Origin of the sequence: Paenibacillus cookii (genome assembly GCF_018333375.1) — a bacterium.
Lineage (GTDB): Bacteria > Bacillota > Bacilli > Paenibacillales > Paenibacillaceae > Paenibacillus_AQ > Paenibacillus_AQ cookii.
The window spans coordinates 1-13,192 of record NZ_BORW01000022.1; the positions used below are offsets into that span (position 1 = coordinate 1).

The following is a 13,192-nucleotide window of genomic DNA, read 5'->3' on the forward strand; positions in this document are numbered from 1 at the left end:
AGTGAAAGAGGCAAATTACACTGAGCCTGAACAATTTATTGTCAGGCTAGCGTCTTTAGGCGCAGTTTGGCAACAGGGGGTTATACCCCAAGTGCAAACCACCCGTTGGACGGGTGGTTATGATTTTCGTTTGCACCGGATTCCTTTCCTTGCATTTCGAAGGACGATCACTGGCGCTCCTCTTGAATCAGCTCGACAAAATGCTGGGCCGTTGCGGACAAATGATGGCCTTTGAGCCAAATCAAACCGGTGGCGCCGGTCAGCTGGGGATCCGTTATTTTGGCGGCATGGAGGTTCCCGCCCGGAATTTGGCGGGTAACCGTCTCGGGCACGATCGCCGAACCGAATCCGGAAGAAACAAGCTGGAGAAGCAGCGGAATGTCGGAGCATTCGGCGACGATGTTCGGTTTCAGCTGCCGGGCGGTGAACGCCATGTGAATGGTGTAGTGAACGCCCAAACCTTCCGTGCTCGGCAGGATCAGCGGCACGTCTTGGAGATCGGAAAGGGACACTTCCGAACCGCTTCCGCGCATCTTTGGCGACGTCAGGCAATAAAACGGCTCCGTATGCAAATGGATGACCGAAAACGCGTCCAGCTCCAGGGGCAAACGGATGATCGCAAGCTCCAGCACCCGGTTTTTGACCAATTCGCACAGGCGGGAGGATTCGTTTTGCTGGATTTTGTACGTTACATGCGGATAACGGGCCTTGAACCGGTGCAGCAAGCCGGGCAGTTCCACGGAAGACAACGTGTTGATCCCGATGTTCAGGCTGCCTTTCGCCCCTTTCCCGACCTCCATCACTTCGGAAACGGCTTCGTCCATCAGCTGCGTCATTTGCAGGGCATACCGGTACAGCGCTTTTCCGGATGCGGTCAGCTCCAGCGTTTTGCCGCTGCGTTCGACAAGGCGCGTTCCCAGTTCGTCTTCCATCGCTTTCAGCTGCTGGCTAAGCGGCGGTTGGGACATATGCAGCCTTTGGGCCGCGGCGGATATCTTTCTCTCCTCCACGATGGCGATAAAATATTTCAGCTGCCTGATATCCATGATTCCCCTCCATAGGTCCAAAGTACATCGATGATGCTGAGGTTAGACGGTTTATCTATATGATTAACGTTTGCAATTGAAAGGTTATTAATATTTTTCATATAGTCATCCCCATGTTAGCATAGATGATACGCAATCCGATAGATCCAATTTCGAACAGGCAGGAGGCAAAAGACGGATGCAAAACGACCATTTTTGGTTCACCCATGTGCGGCTCGAAACAGGCTACCGCCTCGAAAACGGGGTCGTGACCGGCACGGAAACGGGCATCTTCCATATGAGGGTCGAACAAGGGAACATCGCGCAAATCGAACCGGAAACGTTTGTTTTCGAGGATTCGCTGCCCAAACGGGACATGAACGGGAAGCTGATGCTTCCTTCGTTCCGGGACATGCATATCCATTTGGACAAAACCTACTACGGAGGGCCGTGGAAGGCTCCAAGCATCGCGACGAACGGCATTTTTACGCGATTTGAAGAGGAAAGGGAACTGCTGCCGAAGCAGCTTCCGGTGGCGAGGGAACGCGCGGGCAAGCTGATCGAGCTGCTGCTGCAAGCCGGAACGACGCGAATCCGCAGCCACTGCAACATCGATCCTTCGATCGGGCTTCAAAACCTGGAGGCAACGCTCCAAGCCGCCGAGGATTACAAAGGAAAAGCCGGGATCGAAATCGTGGCGTTTCCGCAGCACGGGCTGCTGCTCAGCCAATCGGTTTCCCTCATGCGGGAGGCTTTGAGAAACGGGGCGTCGCTGGTTGGAGGCGTCGATCCGGCGACCGTGGACGGCGACATCGAAAAATCGCTGCAGACCACGATGGAGCTTGCGGTGGAGGCGGATGCGGACATCGATTTGCATATTCACGACGGGGGACATCTCGGGTTGTTCACGTTCCAGCGGCTGGCCGATTTGACGGAAGAAGCAGGCTGGCAGGGCAGAGTGACCATAAGCCATGCGCTGGCGCTGGCCGACATTCCGCAGGAAAAAGCCGCGGCCTTCGCCGACCGTCTGGCCGGCTTGGGGATATCGATCGCTTCCTCCGTGCCGCTCGGGCGGACGATCCCGATTCCGCTGCTGCATGAGCGCGGGGTGAAGGTATGGCTTGGGGACGACAGCATTACCGATCACTGGTCCCCGTTCGGCAAAGGGGACGTGCTGGAAAAAGCGGGAACGCTGGCGGAACGTTTTCACCTCGTGGACGAGGTCGAGCTGGGGCAAACGCTCGGGTTTATTACCGGGGGCGTGACGCCGCTGAACCGGAACGGCGAGCGGATGTGGCCGCGCGTCGGGGATGAAGCAAGCGTCGTGTTCGTGGACGCCGGCTGCTCGGCGGAAGCCGTGGCCAGAAGGTCTGAGCGGGTCGCCGTCTTTTTCAAAGGCAATCTCGTTGCCGGAGCGCTTCCGGCCGCCCGCTGAACTTATGTCGAATAGAAAGGATGACCGATGATGGAACATCGCTATTGGTTGATTAATGTCCGTTTGGAGAGCGGTTATGAGACGAAGGACGGCGTCGTGACCGGCACGAAAACGGAAGTGCGCCATCTGCTGATGGAGGAAGGGAACATTGCGCAAATCGTTCCGGCGGACCGGCCGATCGAAGACGGGCTTCCGCAAATCGACGCGGGGTACCGCCTTGCGCTGCCGTCTTTTATTGAAAAACACTGCCACCTGGACAAAACGCTGCTGGGCGGACGCTGGAGACCGGTCACGCCGGTGAAGTCGATTTTCGGTCGGCTCGACGAGGAGAAGAGCTTCGAGGCGTCGCGCTCCATCGCGATTCGCGACAGCGCGGCGAACTACCTGGAAGCGTCTTTAAGATCGGGGGCCACCCATATCCGGACGCATGTGGACATTTTTCCGGAGGTCGGGCTTTCCCACTTGGAAGAGGTGCAGCAGGCGCTGCATCTGTACAAGGACAAGCTTTCCCACGAAATCGTGGCGTTTCCGCAGCAGGGGCTGCTTCGTTCAAATTCGGAAAAGCTGGTGCGGGAAGCCGTCCGGCAAGGCGCGGGTTATGTCGGCGGCGTCGATCCGGCGACGGTGGACGGGGACGTGGAAAGATCGCTGCAAACGATGGTGACGATCGCCGCCGAGGAACATGCGGGAATCGACCTGCATCTGCATGATCCGGACCGTCTGGGCATTTTTACGATCAAGCGCCTGGCGGAGCTTACCGTCGAAGCCGGGCTGCAAGGCAAAGTGGCGGTCAGCCATGCCTTCAGCCTCGGGGACATTCCTGCTGCGCAGGCGGCGGAAATGGCGGATATGCTTGCGGACGCGGGCATCACGATCATCACGAGCGTTCCGATGGGCCGGAAATTTCCGCCCGTGCGGCTGCTGCATGACCATGGGGTTGCGGTCGCCGTCGGCTGCGATAACGTGTTCGACATTTGGTCGCCGTTCGGAAACGGGGACATCCTGGAACGCGCAGGCCGATTGGCCGAAATTTCGGGCTTTGCGAACGAACGCGCGCTCGGCCAAACGTTGGGGTATATCACCGGCGGCGTGACCCCGCTGGATGAAGCCGGCGTTCAGGCTTGGCCGAAAGCAGGAGACGAAGCAAACCTGGTGCTGGTCGAGGCCTCTTGTTCCGCCGAAGCGGTCGCCAGAAGATCCAAGCGGGCTGCAACCTTGTACAAAGGGGTTGTCGTCGCAGGCGCTTTGGATCAAGAGCAATAAGATTCGGCCGGTCCATGACGGCAAAAGCCGCAAACACAGAAAGCGTGTTGCGGCTTTTTTTTGCGCCCATGTTTTTGTCCGGAGTCGGGGCCCGAGGAGAATACGGATAAACGTTTTGGAAATTCCGACTAAAAGGGTATACAATAAAAGGAATGAAGCAGCAGAGGGGAGAATGCCGCATGAATTCCATCCAATCGGATCCGTTTGTAAGAAATGGGCGCGAAAAAGGCATCGCAGCCCGGTCCGACCGGCTTGCGGCCTTGTTTGCGGAACGTGCCGCGCTGCACGACCGCGAAGGGTCGTTTCCGTTTGAAAACTTTGAAGATTTGCGCGAAGCCGGGTATTTGGCATTAACGGTGCCGCAAACATTCGGCGGGGAAGAAGCATCCTTGTATGAAATGCTGCTTGCGCAAGAGCGGCTTGCCAAAGGAGACGGGTCGACGGCGCTGGCCGTCGGCTGGCATGTGAGCCAAGTGCTGCAGATGAGGATCAAGCAGTCGTGGCCGCCGAAGCTGTACGCGGATTTTTGCCGGAGCGTCGTCGAACGAGGCGCCATGATCAACCAGTTTGCAAGCGAACCTTCCACGGGCAGTCCGAGCCGGGGAGGACGCCCGCAGACTTCCGCAACCAAAACCGGGGGCGGTTACCTGTTAACCGGGCGCAAAACATTCAGCTCGCTGATTCCGGTCCTCGATCAGTTTACGGTCACGGCGTTCGTCGAAGACGAGGAACGCATCGGCACGTTTTTCGTGCGCAAAGGTCCCGGCGTCGGCATCGACGAAACCTGGGATACGCTCGGCATGCGGGGAACCGGAAGCCATGATTTGCTGCTGGACGGCGTCTTCGTGCCGGCGGAGGAAAGAATCGACGGAAACGAAGGCGACGGTCAAGACGCCGGGGAAGGGATGTCCGACCACGGGGGCGCGCTGCTGCATATCCCCGCATGTTATTTGGGCATCGCTTGGGCGGCCCGCGATTTCGCGGTGCGATTCGCCGCGGATTACCGGCCGAGCAGCCTGCCCGGACCGATCGCGGAGCTGCCGCATATCCAGCAAAAAATAGGGGAGATGGAGCAGGAGCGGATCACCGCCCGCACGCTGCTGTACAGCGTCGCGGACCGCTGGGACCGTCTGCCTGAAGAGCGGGCTTCCATGAGGCCGGAGCTGGGCCTCGCCAAAACGGTGGCGACGAACGCCGCGATTCGGATCGTCGATTTGGCCATGCGGATCGTGGGCGGATCGAGCCTGTCGCGCAGCCTGCCGCTCGAGCGGATGTACCGCGACGTCCGCGCCGGCCTGCATAACCCGCCGATGGACGATTCCGTCATCGCCATGCTTGCCCGGCGGGCCGTTGAAGCATGCAGGAAAGGAACGAACCTTGCCGAGTGAATCGAGGGGAAAGCCTCCGGAGAAATCCGGAGGCTTTTTTGCGATGAACGGCCCGGCTATGGCCCGGCGGATGCATCTATGCGTCCGTGCGGATTTCGGTATACACAGATCCGGGATTACATGGTAGGATATAGCTTATATCATTTTGACGAAAGAGGATTGTTGAACGTATGCTTACTGCAATCATCCACGGTATCCTGCTCGCTTTCGGGCTGATTCTCCCGCTCGGGGCGCAAAACGTGTTCGTGTTCAACCAAGGCGCTTCGCAGCCGAAATTCAGGGGGGCCATACCGGTGATCGTGACGGCGGCCTGCTGCGACTCGCTCCTGATCCTGCTTGCCGTTCTCGGCGTTTCCATCGTCGTGTTTACGATTCCCGTGCTGCAAACGGCCATCTTTGTTGTCGGCCTCGCCTTTCTGCTGTATATGGGCTGGTCGATCTGGAAAAGCAAACCGGCCAGGCTGGACAAGCGCGAAGCGGCATTGTCGCCCAAAAAGCAAATCATGTTCGCCATGTCGGTATCGCTCCTGAACCCGCATGCCATCCTCGACACGATCGGCGTGATCGGAACCAGCTCCCTCGGCTATGCCGGCGCGGACAAGCTGATGTTTACCGTCGCCACGATGGCCGTGTCCTGGATCTGGTTTTTCGCGCTGGCGTTTGCGGGGAAAACGGTAGGGGCGGTTGATACCGGCGGCCGGATATTAAACGTAATCAACAAGCTGTCCGCCTTGGTCATTTGGGGCGTGGCCGTCTACATCGCGTTGAAGCTGTTTAAGCTGGTTTGACGCGGTCCAAAGAGGTTTTCGGGCACTTGTTTAGGCCGGCGGCCGGCAATCGGAAACGACTCAAGGAAGCCATCCCGAATTCGTCCAGGTTTTGGGGATGGCTTTTTTCCCGAGAAGCAAGGCAGCTGAAACATTTTACTTACTTTTATAAAGTTCATGTGATAAAATAAGCATAATCATACCGATTGGAAAAATATACATAGAGGAGAAGATGCATCATGAGCCAGTTTCAACAATTGGTGCAGGCCCGCAGATCGGCCAATAAGTTTAAGATGGATGTCGCCATCAGCGAGCAGGAGCTTCACGACATGTTCAGCCTCGTCAAATTCGCCCCTTCCGCGTTCAATTTGCAGCATGCCCGTTATGTGGCCGTTACGGACAAGGAACTTAAGGATAAAATATACGAGGCCGCCCATAAGCAGTACAAAGTCAAAACCAGCTCGGCCGTCATTGCGGTCCTGGGCGACCTGGAGGCTTACCGGAACGTCGGGCCCATCAATGAGGGGCTGCTGAATCTGGGGGTCATGGACCAACGGGAATTCGACGACACCGTCAACGACGTGACCCGCATGTACGAGGAAGGCGGCGATTCGTTCAAACGGGACGAGGCGATCCGCAACGCAAGCCTGTCCGCCATGCTGTTCATGCTGATTGCCAAGGACAAAGGCTGGGATACGTGCCCGATGATCGGTTTCGATCCGGAACGGCTGAAGCAGGCGCTGAACATTCCGGACCGTTACGTGCCCGTCATGCTGATTGCCGTCGGGAAAGAGGACACCGAAAAGCAAAGGCCCCGCGGATACCGCAAACCGGTCGGCGAATTCGCGTCGTTTAACGGATTATAAAAAAATGCCGCAAGAACCGTCTTTCCGAAAAGGCGGTTTTTGCGTTTTGTCGTTCTCGCACGTCGCGGCAAACGCTGCTGCCGATTGGAAATCCGCCCTCATTTTGTTACGATGGTAGGCAGTAAAACGCCGACATTCATCACGGGGAGGGATATTTTATGAGAGCTTTCCGACAGCTTTTCTGGATCGCTTTGCTGTGCGTTGCCGTCACCGGATGCACCGGAGGCGGGAAACAGGCCGAAGCCGTCCAACCGGCGGATAACGGGACAAGCCCGACAAACCCGGCAAGCACGAACGCTTCGCAAACGACTCCTGCAGGGGACAACGCATCCACAGACATCCAGGCGTATTTTACCCAGGAGGGGGATCGGCCGGAGGAGGCGATCATCGAACTTATCGAGGAGGCGAAAAGCACGCTGGACATTGCGATCTACAGCCTGAACTACAAGCCGATCGTGGATGCGATCGAAGATGCCGCCGACCGGGGGGTTCGGGTGCGGATGTTGACCGACCGGGAGCATGCGGAGGAAAAAAGCAAACAGCGCGATGCGCTGCAAAGACTGAAGAAGGCCGGCATCCCGGTCAAAATCAACCGCCATGAAGGCAAAATGCATTTGAAAATGCTGGTGGCCGACGGCGTCAATGTAGAAGCGGGATCGTTTAACTATTTGGACTCCTCCGTCAAAGAAAACGACGACGTGGCGCTCATCATTCGCGACGATCAAGTCGGCCGGAGGTTCGAGGCTGCTTTTGACAGGATGTGGAACGACAAGGATCGTTTTGAAGACGACCAGTAGCATTTGCTTGGCCGGATGTAACAAAATGATGAACATTGCCTTTCCAGGCATTCGGGTGCGTGAATATCGTTTGACATCCACGGGGAGTTTTGTTTTAACTATATTTAACGTAGTAGCGCGTACTAGAAGCGACAAGCTGGAACAGACAGCTGGAACAAACTCTCATGGAGATTGGAGTCATACCATTGTATCGGAATTTGGAAGAATGCATCGTTGACCTGGAAAAACACGGACATTTGGTCCGGATCAAAGAAGAAGTCGATCCTTATCTGGAGATGGCCGCCATCCATTTGAAGGTGTACGAAGCGGGCGGCCCCGCTCTGCTGTTCGAAAACGTCAAAGGCTCGAAATATAAGGCGGTATCCAATCTGTTCGGCGATATCGAGCGCAGCAAGTTCATGTTCCGGAGCACCTGGGACCGCACCCAAAAGATCATCGCCCTGCGGGACGATCCGATGAAGGCGCTGAAACACCCGTTTCAAAACATCGGGAACGGACTCGGGGCGCTGAAAGCTCTGCCGCACAAAAAAGGAAGCGGGGTGCCCGCCGGTTTTCGGGAAATCCGGATTTCCGACCTGCCCCAAATCCAGCATTGGCCGATGGACGGAGGCGCCTTCGTGACGCTGCCGCAGGTCTATTCCGACGATCCGGAAAAACCCGGGCTCATGCATTCCAATTTGGGCATGTACCGGATCCAGCTCAGCGGCAACGATTATGTGCAGGATCAGGAAATCGGCTTGCATTACCAGATCCACCGCGGCATCGGCGTCCACCAGGCGAAGGCGAGCAAGAAGGGAGAGCCGCTGAAGGTCAGCATCTTTATCGGCGGTCCTCCGGCCCATACGCTGGCGGCGGTCATGCCTTTGCCGGAAGGCCTGAGCGAAATGCTGTTTGCGGGCCTTTTGTCCGGGCGCCGTTTCCGGTACAGCTACGCCGACGGTTATTGCATCAGCCATGACGCCGATTTTGTCATTACCGGCGACATTTACCCGGACGACACGAAACCGGAAGGGCCGTTCGGCGACCATTTGGGATATTACAGCCTGACGCACCCGTTTCCGGTGATGAAGGTCCATAAAGTATACGCAAAACAAAACGCGATTTGGCCGTTTACCGTCGTCGGGCGTCCGCCGCAGGAGGACACGGCGTTCGGCGAGCTGATTCATGAGCTCACGGGCGACGCGATCAAGCAGGAAATTCCGGGGGTCAAGGAAGTGCATGCCGTCGATGCGGCCGGGGTTCACCCGCTTCTCCTTGCGATCGGCAGCGAACGGTATACGCCGTATCAGCGGGTGAAGCAGCCGACGGAACTGTTGACGCTGGCGAACCGGATTTTGGGGACGGGGCAGCTGAGCCTCGCCAAATACCTGTTCATTACCGCCGAAGACGACCGCCCGCTCGATACCCACGATATCGCCGGATTTATGGCCTATATATTGGAGCGGATCGATCTGCGCCGGGACATTCATTTTTACACGAATACGACGATCGATACGCTCGATTATTCGGGAACCGGTTTAAACAGCGGGAGCAAAGTCGTATTGGCGGCTTACGGGGATGCCAAGCGGGAATTATGCCGCGAAGTGCCGCAGGTGCTTCGGGAACTGCGCGGATATGAACATGCGCGTCTGGTCATGCCGGGCGTCGTTGCGCTGCAGGGACCTGCCTTTGAGGATTATCCGAAGGCGGAGCGGGAACTGAAAGCTCTGGGCGAAGCCGTGGCGGCCCATGGCCCGCTGGACGGCTGCCCGATGATCGTGTTATGCGACGACAGCGCGTTCGTTTCCGACACGTTGTCCAATTTTTTGTGGGTCACGTTTACGCGCAGCAACCCGTCGCACGACATGTACGGCGTGAACGACGGCGTGCGGCACAAGCATTGGGGCTGCGACAACATGATCATCGACGCGCGCGTCAAGCCGCATCAGGCGCCGCCGCTTATACCCGATCCGGCCGTGGAAAAAAACATCGGGCGTTTGTTTGCGAAGGGCGGGAGCCTGAGCCATATCGCCATAAAATAACGTCTTAACGGGCTGCCTTTCGTTCGAACCGATCCGGGTTGGACGAAAGCGGCCCGTTTTTTTATTTCCCGGTTATTCCACGACGGGCCATTTTTCCTTGCGCAGCGCATCAAGCAGTTCGGAGCCGACGTGCAGGTTTTCGCCGACAAGCTCCTTTGGCGTCAACGCCATCCATTGGTTCAGGGAGACGTCCTCGAACCGGTCGCTGCGGAACATTTCAAGGAACCAAAGGCTTTCGGTGCCGGTATTTTGGATGTAATGGCCGTATGCGAACGGGACGTACCCGACGTCGCCTGCCCTGTAGTTGAAGGTTCTGGCCGCCCCGTTGCCGGCAAATACCGTCATCCTCCCTTGGCCGGTCAAATAATACTGCCACTCATCCTGGTTGGGATGCCAGTGAAGCTCGCGCATGCAGCCGGGTTTGATTTCGACCAGGGCGGCCGCGATCGTTTTGGATATCGGGAAGTTCGAGGAGTCGACGATCCGCACGCTTCCTCCCGGGGTCACGATCGGCGTTTGGGCGAGCAGCCGGTGCTTGAAGCTGAGCGGCACCGTTCCGTACGGGGAGTCGACGCGCTGGCTTTCCAGCGAACCCGGGACGGGGGCCTGGAACATGTAGACCTGTTCGTCCGGCACGGATTCGAAAGCATGCTCGGGCACGCCGAAATTGGCGGAGAGCACGTCTTTCGGCGTATGCGCAAACCAATCCGAAATCGAGAGGGTGTTTAGATCCGAGAAATGTCCGTCATCGAACACGAGCAGGAATTCGCAGCCGTTTTCTAAGCCTTGGATGGAATGCGGCAGGCCGGCCGGGAAATACCATAAATCCCCCGGGCCGATGTCGGCGATAAAATTCCGTCCGTTCTGGTCCATGGCGGTCACCCGGGCGCTGCCCAGGATCATGTAAGCCCACTCGGCCTGTTGATGCCAGTGCAGCTCGCGCACCCCGCCGGGCGTCAGGTACATGTTGACTCCCGCAAGCGTTTTGGCCACCGGCAGTTCGCGGACCGTCACTTCCCGGGACCAGCCCCCATGGTCCAGCTTCATATTCGTATCGGAAAAAGAAAATTTAAGGTTCGGCAAAAGTCCCGCGTCGGTGACCGGAGGGACGAACATATCCGGATTTTCCAGGTCCCTTAATACGTCGCGCGGCCCCCAATCCGGACCGCCTGCTCCGTCTGCCCGGACAGGCTGGGGAATATGCGGGTTGCTGCCGGACGGGCGTTTCGGGTCGTCTCTCATCGCATGATGCCTCCCGTTCATCAGTTTTTTTCAGATCCAACGTGCCATGATCCGTATCCCAAGATGTGAGATGTGTATGAACGATGGCCGGCCATTATGTTCGCCTCCGCATTCTTTCAATAAAACCTTTGCAAAATGATCCTATCAATGGCATCATATCCGTATTGTGTTCGCCAATATTTTACATAAAGGATGTGCGGGAGATGTTTCCGGAACTCGAGACGGAGAGATTGGTTTTAAGGGAAATCACGAAAGAGGATACGGACGATGTCTTTGCTTGCTTTTCGAACCCGGAGGCGATGCGTTATTATGGCCAGGATCCGTTTGAGCGCCGCGAGCAAGCGGAGCAGCTTATCGGCTTTTTCGAGGGCAACTTTCGCGACCAACGCGGGATCAGATGGGGGATCGAACGCAAACGTTCGCCGGGCCTGATCGGCACGATCGGGTTGAATGCATGGTCGCCCAAACATCGGCGCGCGGAAATCGGGTATGAAATCCATCCGGACCACTGGCGCAAAGGATACGCCTCGGAAGCGGCGGCCTGCGTGGTGGGCTATGGGTTCGAGGCTTTACGCCTCGCCCGCATCGGCGCCGTCGTGTTTACGGAAAATGCCGCTTCCAGCGGGATGCTGGAGAAACTCGGCTTTCGCCGGGAAGGGGTGCTGCGGAACTACATCGTACAATCCGGGGTTTCGCACGATACCTACGCGTACTCCGTCGTATCCGAAGGGGAGGGACGATAGGCGGGTTTCCTTTCAGGGACATTCCGTCCCTAACAAAACACCTTCCATCATTAAAAATGACGGAAGGTGTTTTTGGATGTCTTCGCCTTACTTGTTGTTTTGCGCTCTCCATTCGTCCAGCTGCTTCTGGCATTCGGCGATGATTTTGTCGATGCCTTGCGCTTTCAGCTTTTCGATCGCCTTCGGAAGCACTTTGTTTGGATCGACGGAGCCGGTGTTCAAGGACGGGCCGTATTCGTCCACGGCGTTTTTGACGTTGGCGATTTCGGTCAGCACGTTCGTCGGGTCGAACTGGAAGCCGAGCAGAGGCGCGTTGGTCGCGGACGAATTGAATTTTTCGTATTGCTCCCACTTATCCTTCGGATCTTCCTTCAGCTTGTAGAGCAGGAACATGTTGCCGAGCGTAAACGAAGGCATCGAATATCCGGAATCCGGAATCGGCTCGTACGTGTCTTCGGACAGCTTTTTGTAATGCACGCCCTCCAGGCCGTAGTTTACCAGGTTGCGCAGGTATGCGTCGGTGTTCAGCAGGTTCAGGAATTCCATCGCTTTTTCCGGATGTTTGGATTTGGCGGAAATGGCCTGCATCGAACCGGTGACGGACCAGTTGAAGACCATCGGCTCGTGAATCGGCGATGAAACGATCGGATAACCAAGGGAATCGGACCACAAAATGTCGGCGAAAGGCACGGTATGCTGTTTATCGACCAGCCATTTGCCGGTTTTTTCATGCTCGTTGCCCTGTTTGGTGGCGGCGTCCGGCGGCAGGTAGCCTGCTTTATAATATTTGTGCATCGTATCGAATACCTGCTTCGCCTCCGGCGTATCCCATACGTTGACGACCTTAAAATCCTTCGTGTCGATCGACACGCCGACCGGCAGGCCTTCGAGCGCGAAGTCGTACGGCAGGTACGGGCCGATGTTGGACGGAATCGGGTAGACGTCCGGTTCGTTGTCTTTTACCGTTTTCAGCATCGGCTCCAGGCTTTCGAGCGTCGTCGCTTTCGTCACATCGAGCTTATATTTGTCGACGAGAACCTTGTTGAAGCGCCATACGGCTTGCGCCGGAAGCTCTTTGTTCGTCGGGATGGCGTAGTTGTGCCCATTGACTTTGGAGCCTTCCAGGAAGGCCGGGTTCAGCGCTTTCGTGATGCCCTGGCCGTATTTTTCCAGCAGGCCGTCAAGCTCGTAGAAGTAGCCTTTTCTTGCGCTTTCCACGTAATTGAACGCCCAGGACGAGGTAAAGGCGATGTCGAACGGCTCGCCGGAAGCGGCGATGACCTGCATTTTCTGGGAGTAATCGCCCCAGTCGATCAGGCGCAAATCGATTTCGGCATTGATTTTTTCGCCGACGTATTTGTTGACCTCCGCCATGACTTTGTCCTGATCCTTTTGCGGACCGCTGATGGTGTACCAGATCAGCTTGACCGGCTTTTCTTTTTCGGTGCTTTTGGCCTCGCTGCCGGTGCTGTCGGTTTTGGTGCCGGCCGTGTCGGAGCCGCCGTTATCCTTGCTGCCGCAGCCGGCGAGGGCCATGGAGGTCAGCAGGAACAAGCTGAGCAGGAGCGTAAGTCCTCTTCTTTTTTTCATTTCTTTTTCATCCCCTTGTAATTTGGTAGTAGTGCAGCTGTAAAAACCTATGTGA

General features: G+C 56.9%; 11 protein-coding genes. 8 read left to right on the forward strand and 3 right to left on the reverse strand.

What is annotated here, in order from left to right; genetic code table 11:
* Positions 1-167 precede the first annotated feature (167 nt).
* Positions 168-1,046, reverse strand: a complete 879-nt coding sequence (locus KI367_RS17830; protein ID WP_212951317.1) for a LysR family transcriptional regulator — start codon at positions 1,044-1,046, stop codon at positions 168-170.
* 178 nt (positions 1,047-1,224) lie between these two features.
* Here KI367_RS17830 and KI367_RS17835 point away from each other — a divergent pair, with 178 nt between their 5' ends.
* From KI367_RS17835 to KI367_RS17865, 7 genes are all read left to right on the forward strand, one after another.
* Entirely contained in the window at positions 1,225-2,460 is a 1,236-nt protein-coding gene (locus tag KI367_RS17835) for an amidohydrolase family protein (protein ID WP_212951319.1), read from the forward strand.
* A gap of 30 nt (positions 2,461-2,490) precedes the next feature.
* Complete coding sequence (locus tag KI367_RS17840) at positions 2,491-3,723, forward strand: amidohydrolase (RefSeq protein ID WP_212951321.1); 1,233 nt, start codon at positions 2,491-2,493, stop codon at positions 3,721-3,723.
* A 179-nt stretch (positions 3,724-3,902) separates the two neighbouring features.
* Positions 3,903-5,111, forward strand: a complete 1,209-nt coding sequence (locus tag KI367_RS17845) for an acyl-CoA dehydrogenase family protein (RefSeq protein WP_212951323.1) — start codon at positions 3,903-3,905, stop codon at positions 5,109-5,111.
* 170 nt (positions 5,112-5,281) lie between these two features.
* Positions 5,282-5,899, forward strand: coding sequence for a LysE/ArgO family amino acid transporter (locus tag KI367_RS17850; RefSeq protein ID WP_212951325.1), 618 nt, complete (start codon positions 5,282-5,284; stop codon positions 5,897-5,899).
* A 218-nt stretch (positions 5,900-6,117) separates the two neighbouring features.
* Complete coding sequence (locus KI367_RS17855; RefSeq protein WP_036706528.1) at positions 6,118-6,744, forward strand: nitroreductase family protein; 627 nt, start codon at positions 6,118-6,120, stop codon at positions 6,742-6,744.
* A gap of 158 nt (positions 6,745-6,902) precedes the next feature.
* Complete coding sequence (locus tag KI367_RS17860; protein ID WP_212951326.1) at positions 6,903-7,541, forward strand: phospholipase D-like domain-containing protein; 639 nt, start codon at positions 6,903-6,905, stop codon at positions 7,539-7,541.
* A 185-nt stretch (positions 7,542-7,726) separates the two neighbouring features.
* Positions 7,727-9,562 (forward strand): UbiD family decarboxylase, encoded by a 1,836-nt coding sequence (locus tag KI367_RS17865; RefSeq protein WP_212951328.1) that lies wholly within the window; start codon positions 7,727-7,729, stop codon positions 9,560-9,562.
* 72 nt (positions 9,563-9,634) lie between these two features.
* On the opposite strand, the gene KI367_RS17870 is transcribed toward KI367_RS17865, so the two are convergent.
* Entirely contained in the window at positions 9,635-10,804 is a 1,170-nt protein-coding gene (locus KI367_RS17870) for an oxalate decarboxylase family bicupin (protein WP_036706532.1), read from the reverse strand.
* 203 nt (positions 10,805-11,007) lie between these two features.
* On the opposite strand from KI367_RS17870, the gene KI367_RS17875 reads away from it, so the two are divergent.
* Positions 11,008-11,547: a GNAT family N-acetyltransferase gene (locus KI367_RS17875; protein ID WP_212951330.1), complete on the forward strand. Its 540-nt coding sequence runs from the start codon at positions 11,008-11,010 to the stop codon at positions 11,545-11,547.
* An 87-nt stretch (positions 11,548-11,634) separates the two neighbouring features.
* Here KI367_RS17875 and KI367_RS17880 read toward each other — a convergent pair whose 3' ends face one another.
* The gene (locus tag KI367_RS17880) at positions 11,635-13,137 is read right to left on the reverse strand and encodes an ABC transporter substrate-binding protein (protein WP_036706537.1); all 1,503 of its coding nucleotides are present in this window, start codon (positions 13,135-13,137) and stop codon (positions 11,635-11,637) included.
* Positions 13,138-13,192: the final 55 nt, after the last annotated feature.

Bases quoted from the DNA above. Each gene is read 5' to 3' on its own strand.
- KI367_RS17830 (WP_212951317.1), bottom strand. From the start codon at position 1,046: ATGGATATCAGGCAGCTGAAATATTTTATCGCCATCGTGGAGGAGAGA.
- KI367_RS17835 (WP_212951319.1), top strand. From the start codon at position 1,225: ATGCAAAACGACCATTTTTGGTTCACCCATGTGCGGCTCGAAACAGGC.
- KI367_RS17840 (WP_212951321.1), top strand. From the start codon at position 2,491: ATGGAACATCGCTATTGGTTGATTAATGTCCGTTTGGAGAGCGGTTAT.
- KI367_RS17845 (WP_212951323.1), top strand. From the start codon at position 3,903: ATGAATTCCATCCAATCGGATCCGTTTGTAAGAAATGGGCGCGAAAAA.
- KI367_RS17850 (WP_212951325.1), top strand. From the start codon at position 5,282: ATGCTTACTGCAATCATCCACGGTATCCTGCTCGCTTTCGGGCTGATT.
- KI367_RS17855 (WP_036706528.1), top strand. From the start codon at position 6,118: ATGAGCCAGTTTCAACAATTGGTGCAGGCCCGCAGATCGGCCAATAAG.
- KI367_RS17860 (WP_212951326.1), top strand. From the start codon at position 6,903: ATGAGAGCTTTCCGACAGCTTTTCTGGATCGCTTTGCTGTGCGTTGCC.
- KI367_RS17870 (WP_036706532.1), bottom strand. From the start codon at position 10,804: ATGAGAGACGACCCGAAACGCCCGTCCGGCAGCAACCCGCATATTCCC.
- KI367_RS17875 (WP_212951330.1), top strand. From the start codon at position 11,008: ATGTTTCCGGAACTCGAGACGGAGAGATTGGTTTTAAGGGAAATCACG.
- KI367_RS17880 (WP_036706537.1), bottom strand. From the start codon at position 13,137: ATGAAAAAAAGAAGAGGACTTACGCTCCTGCTCAGCTTGTTCCTGCTG.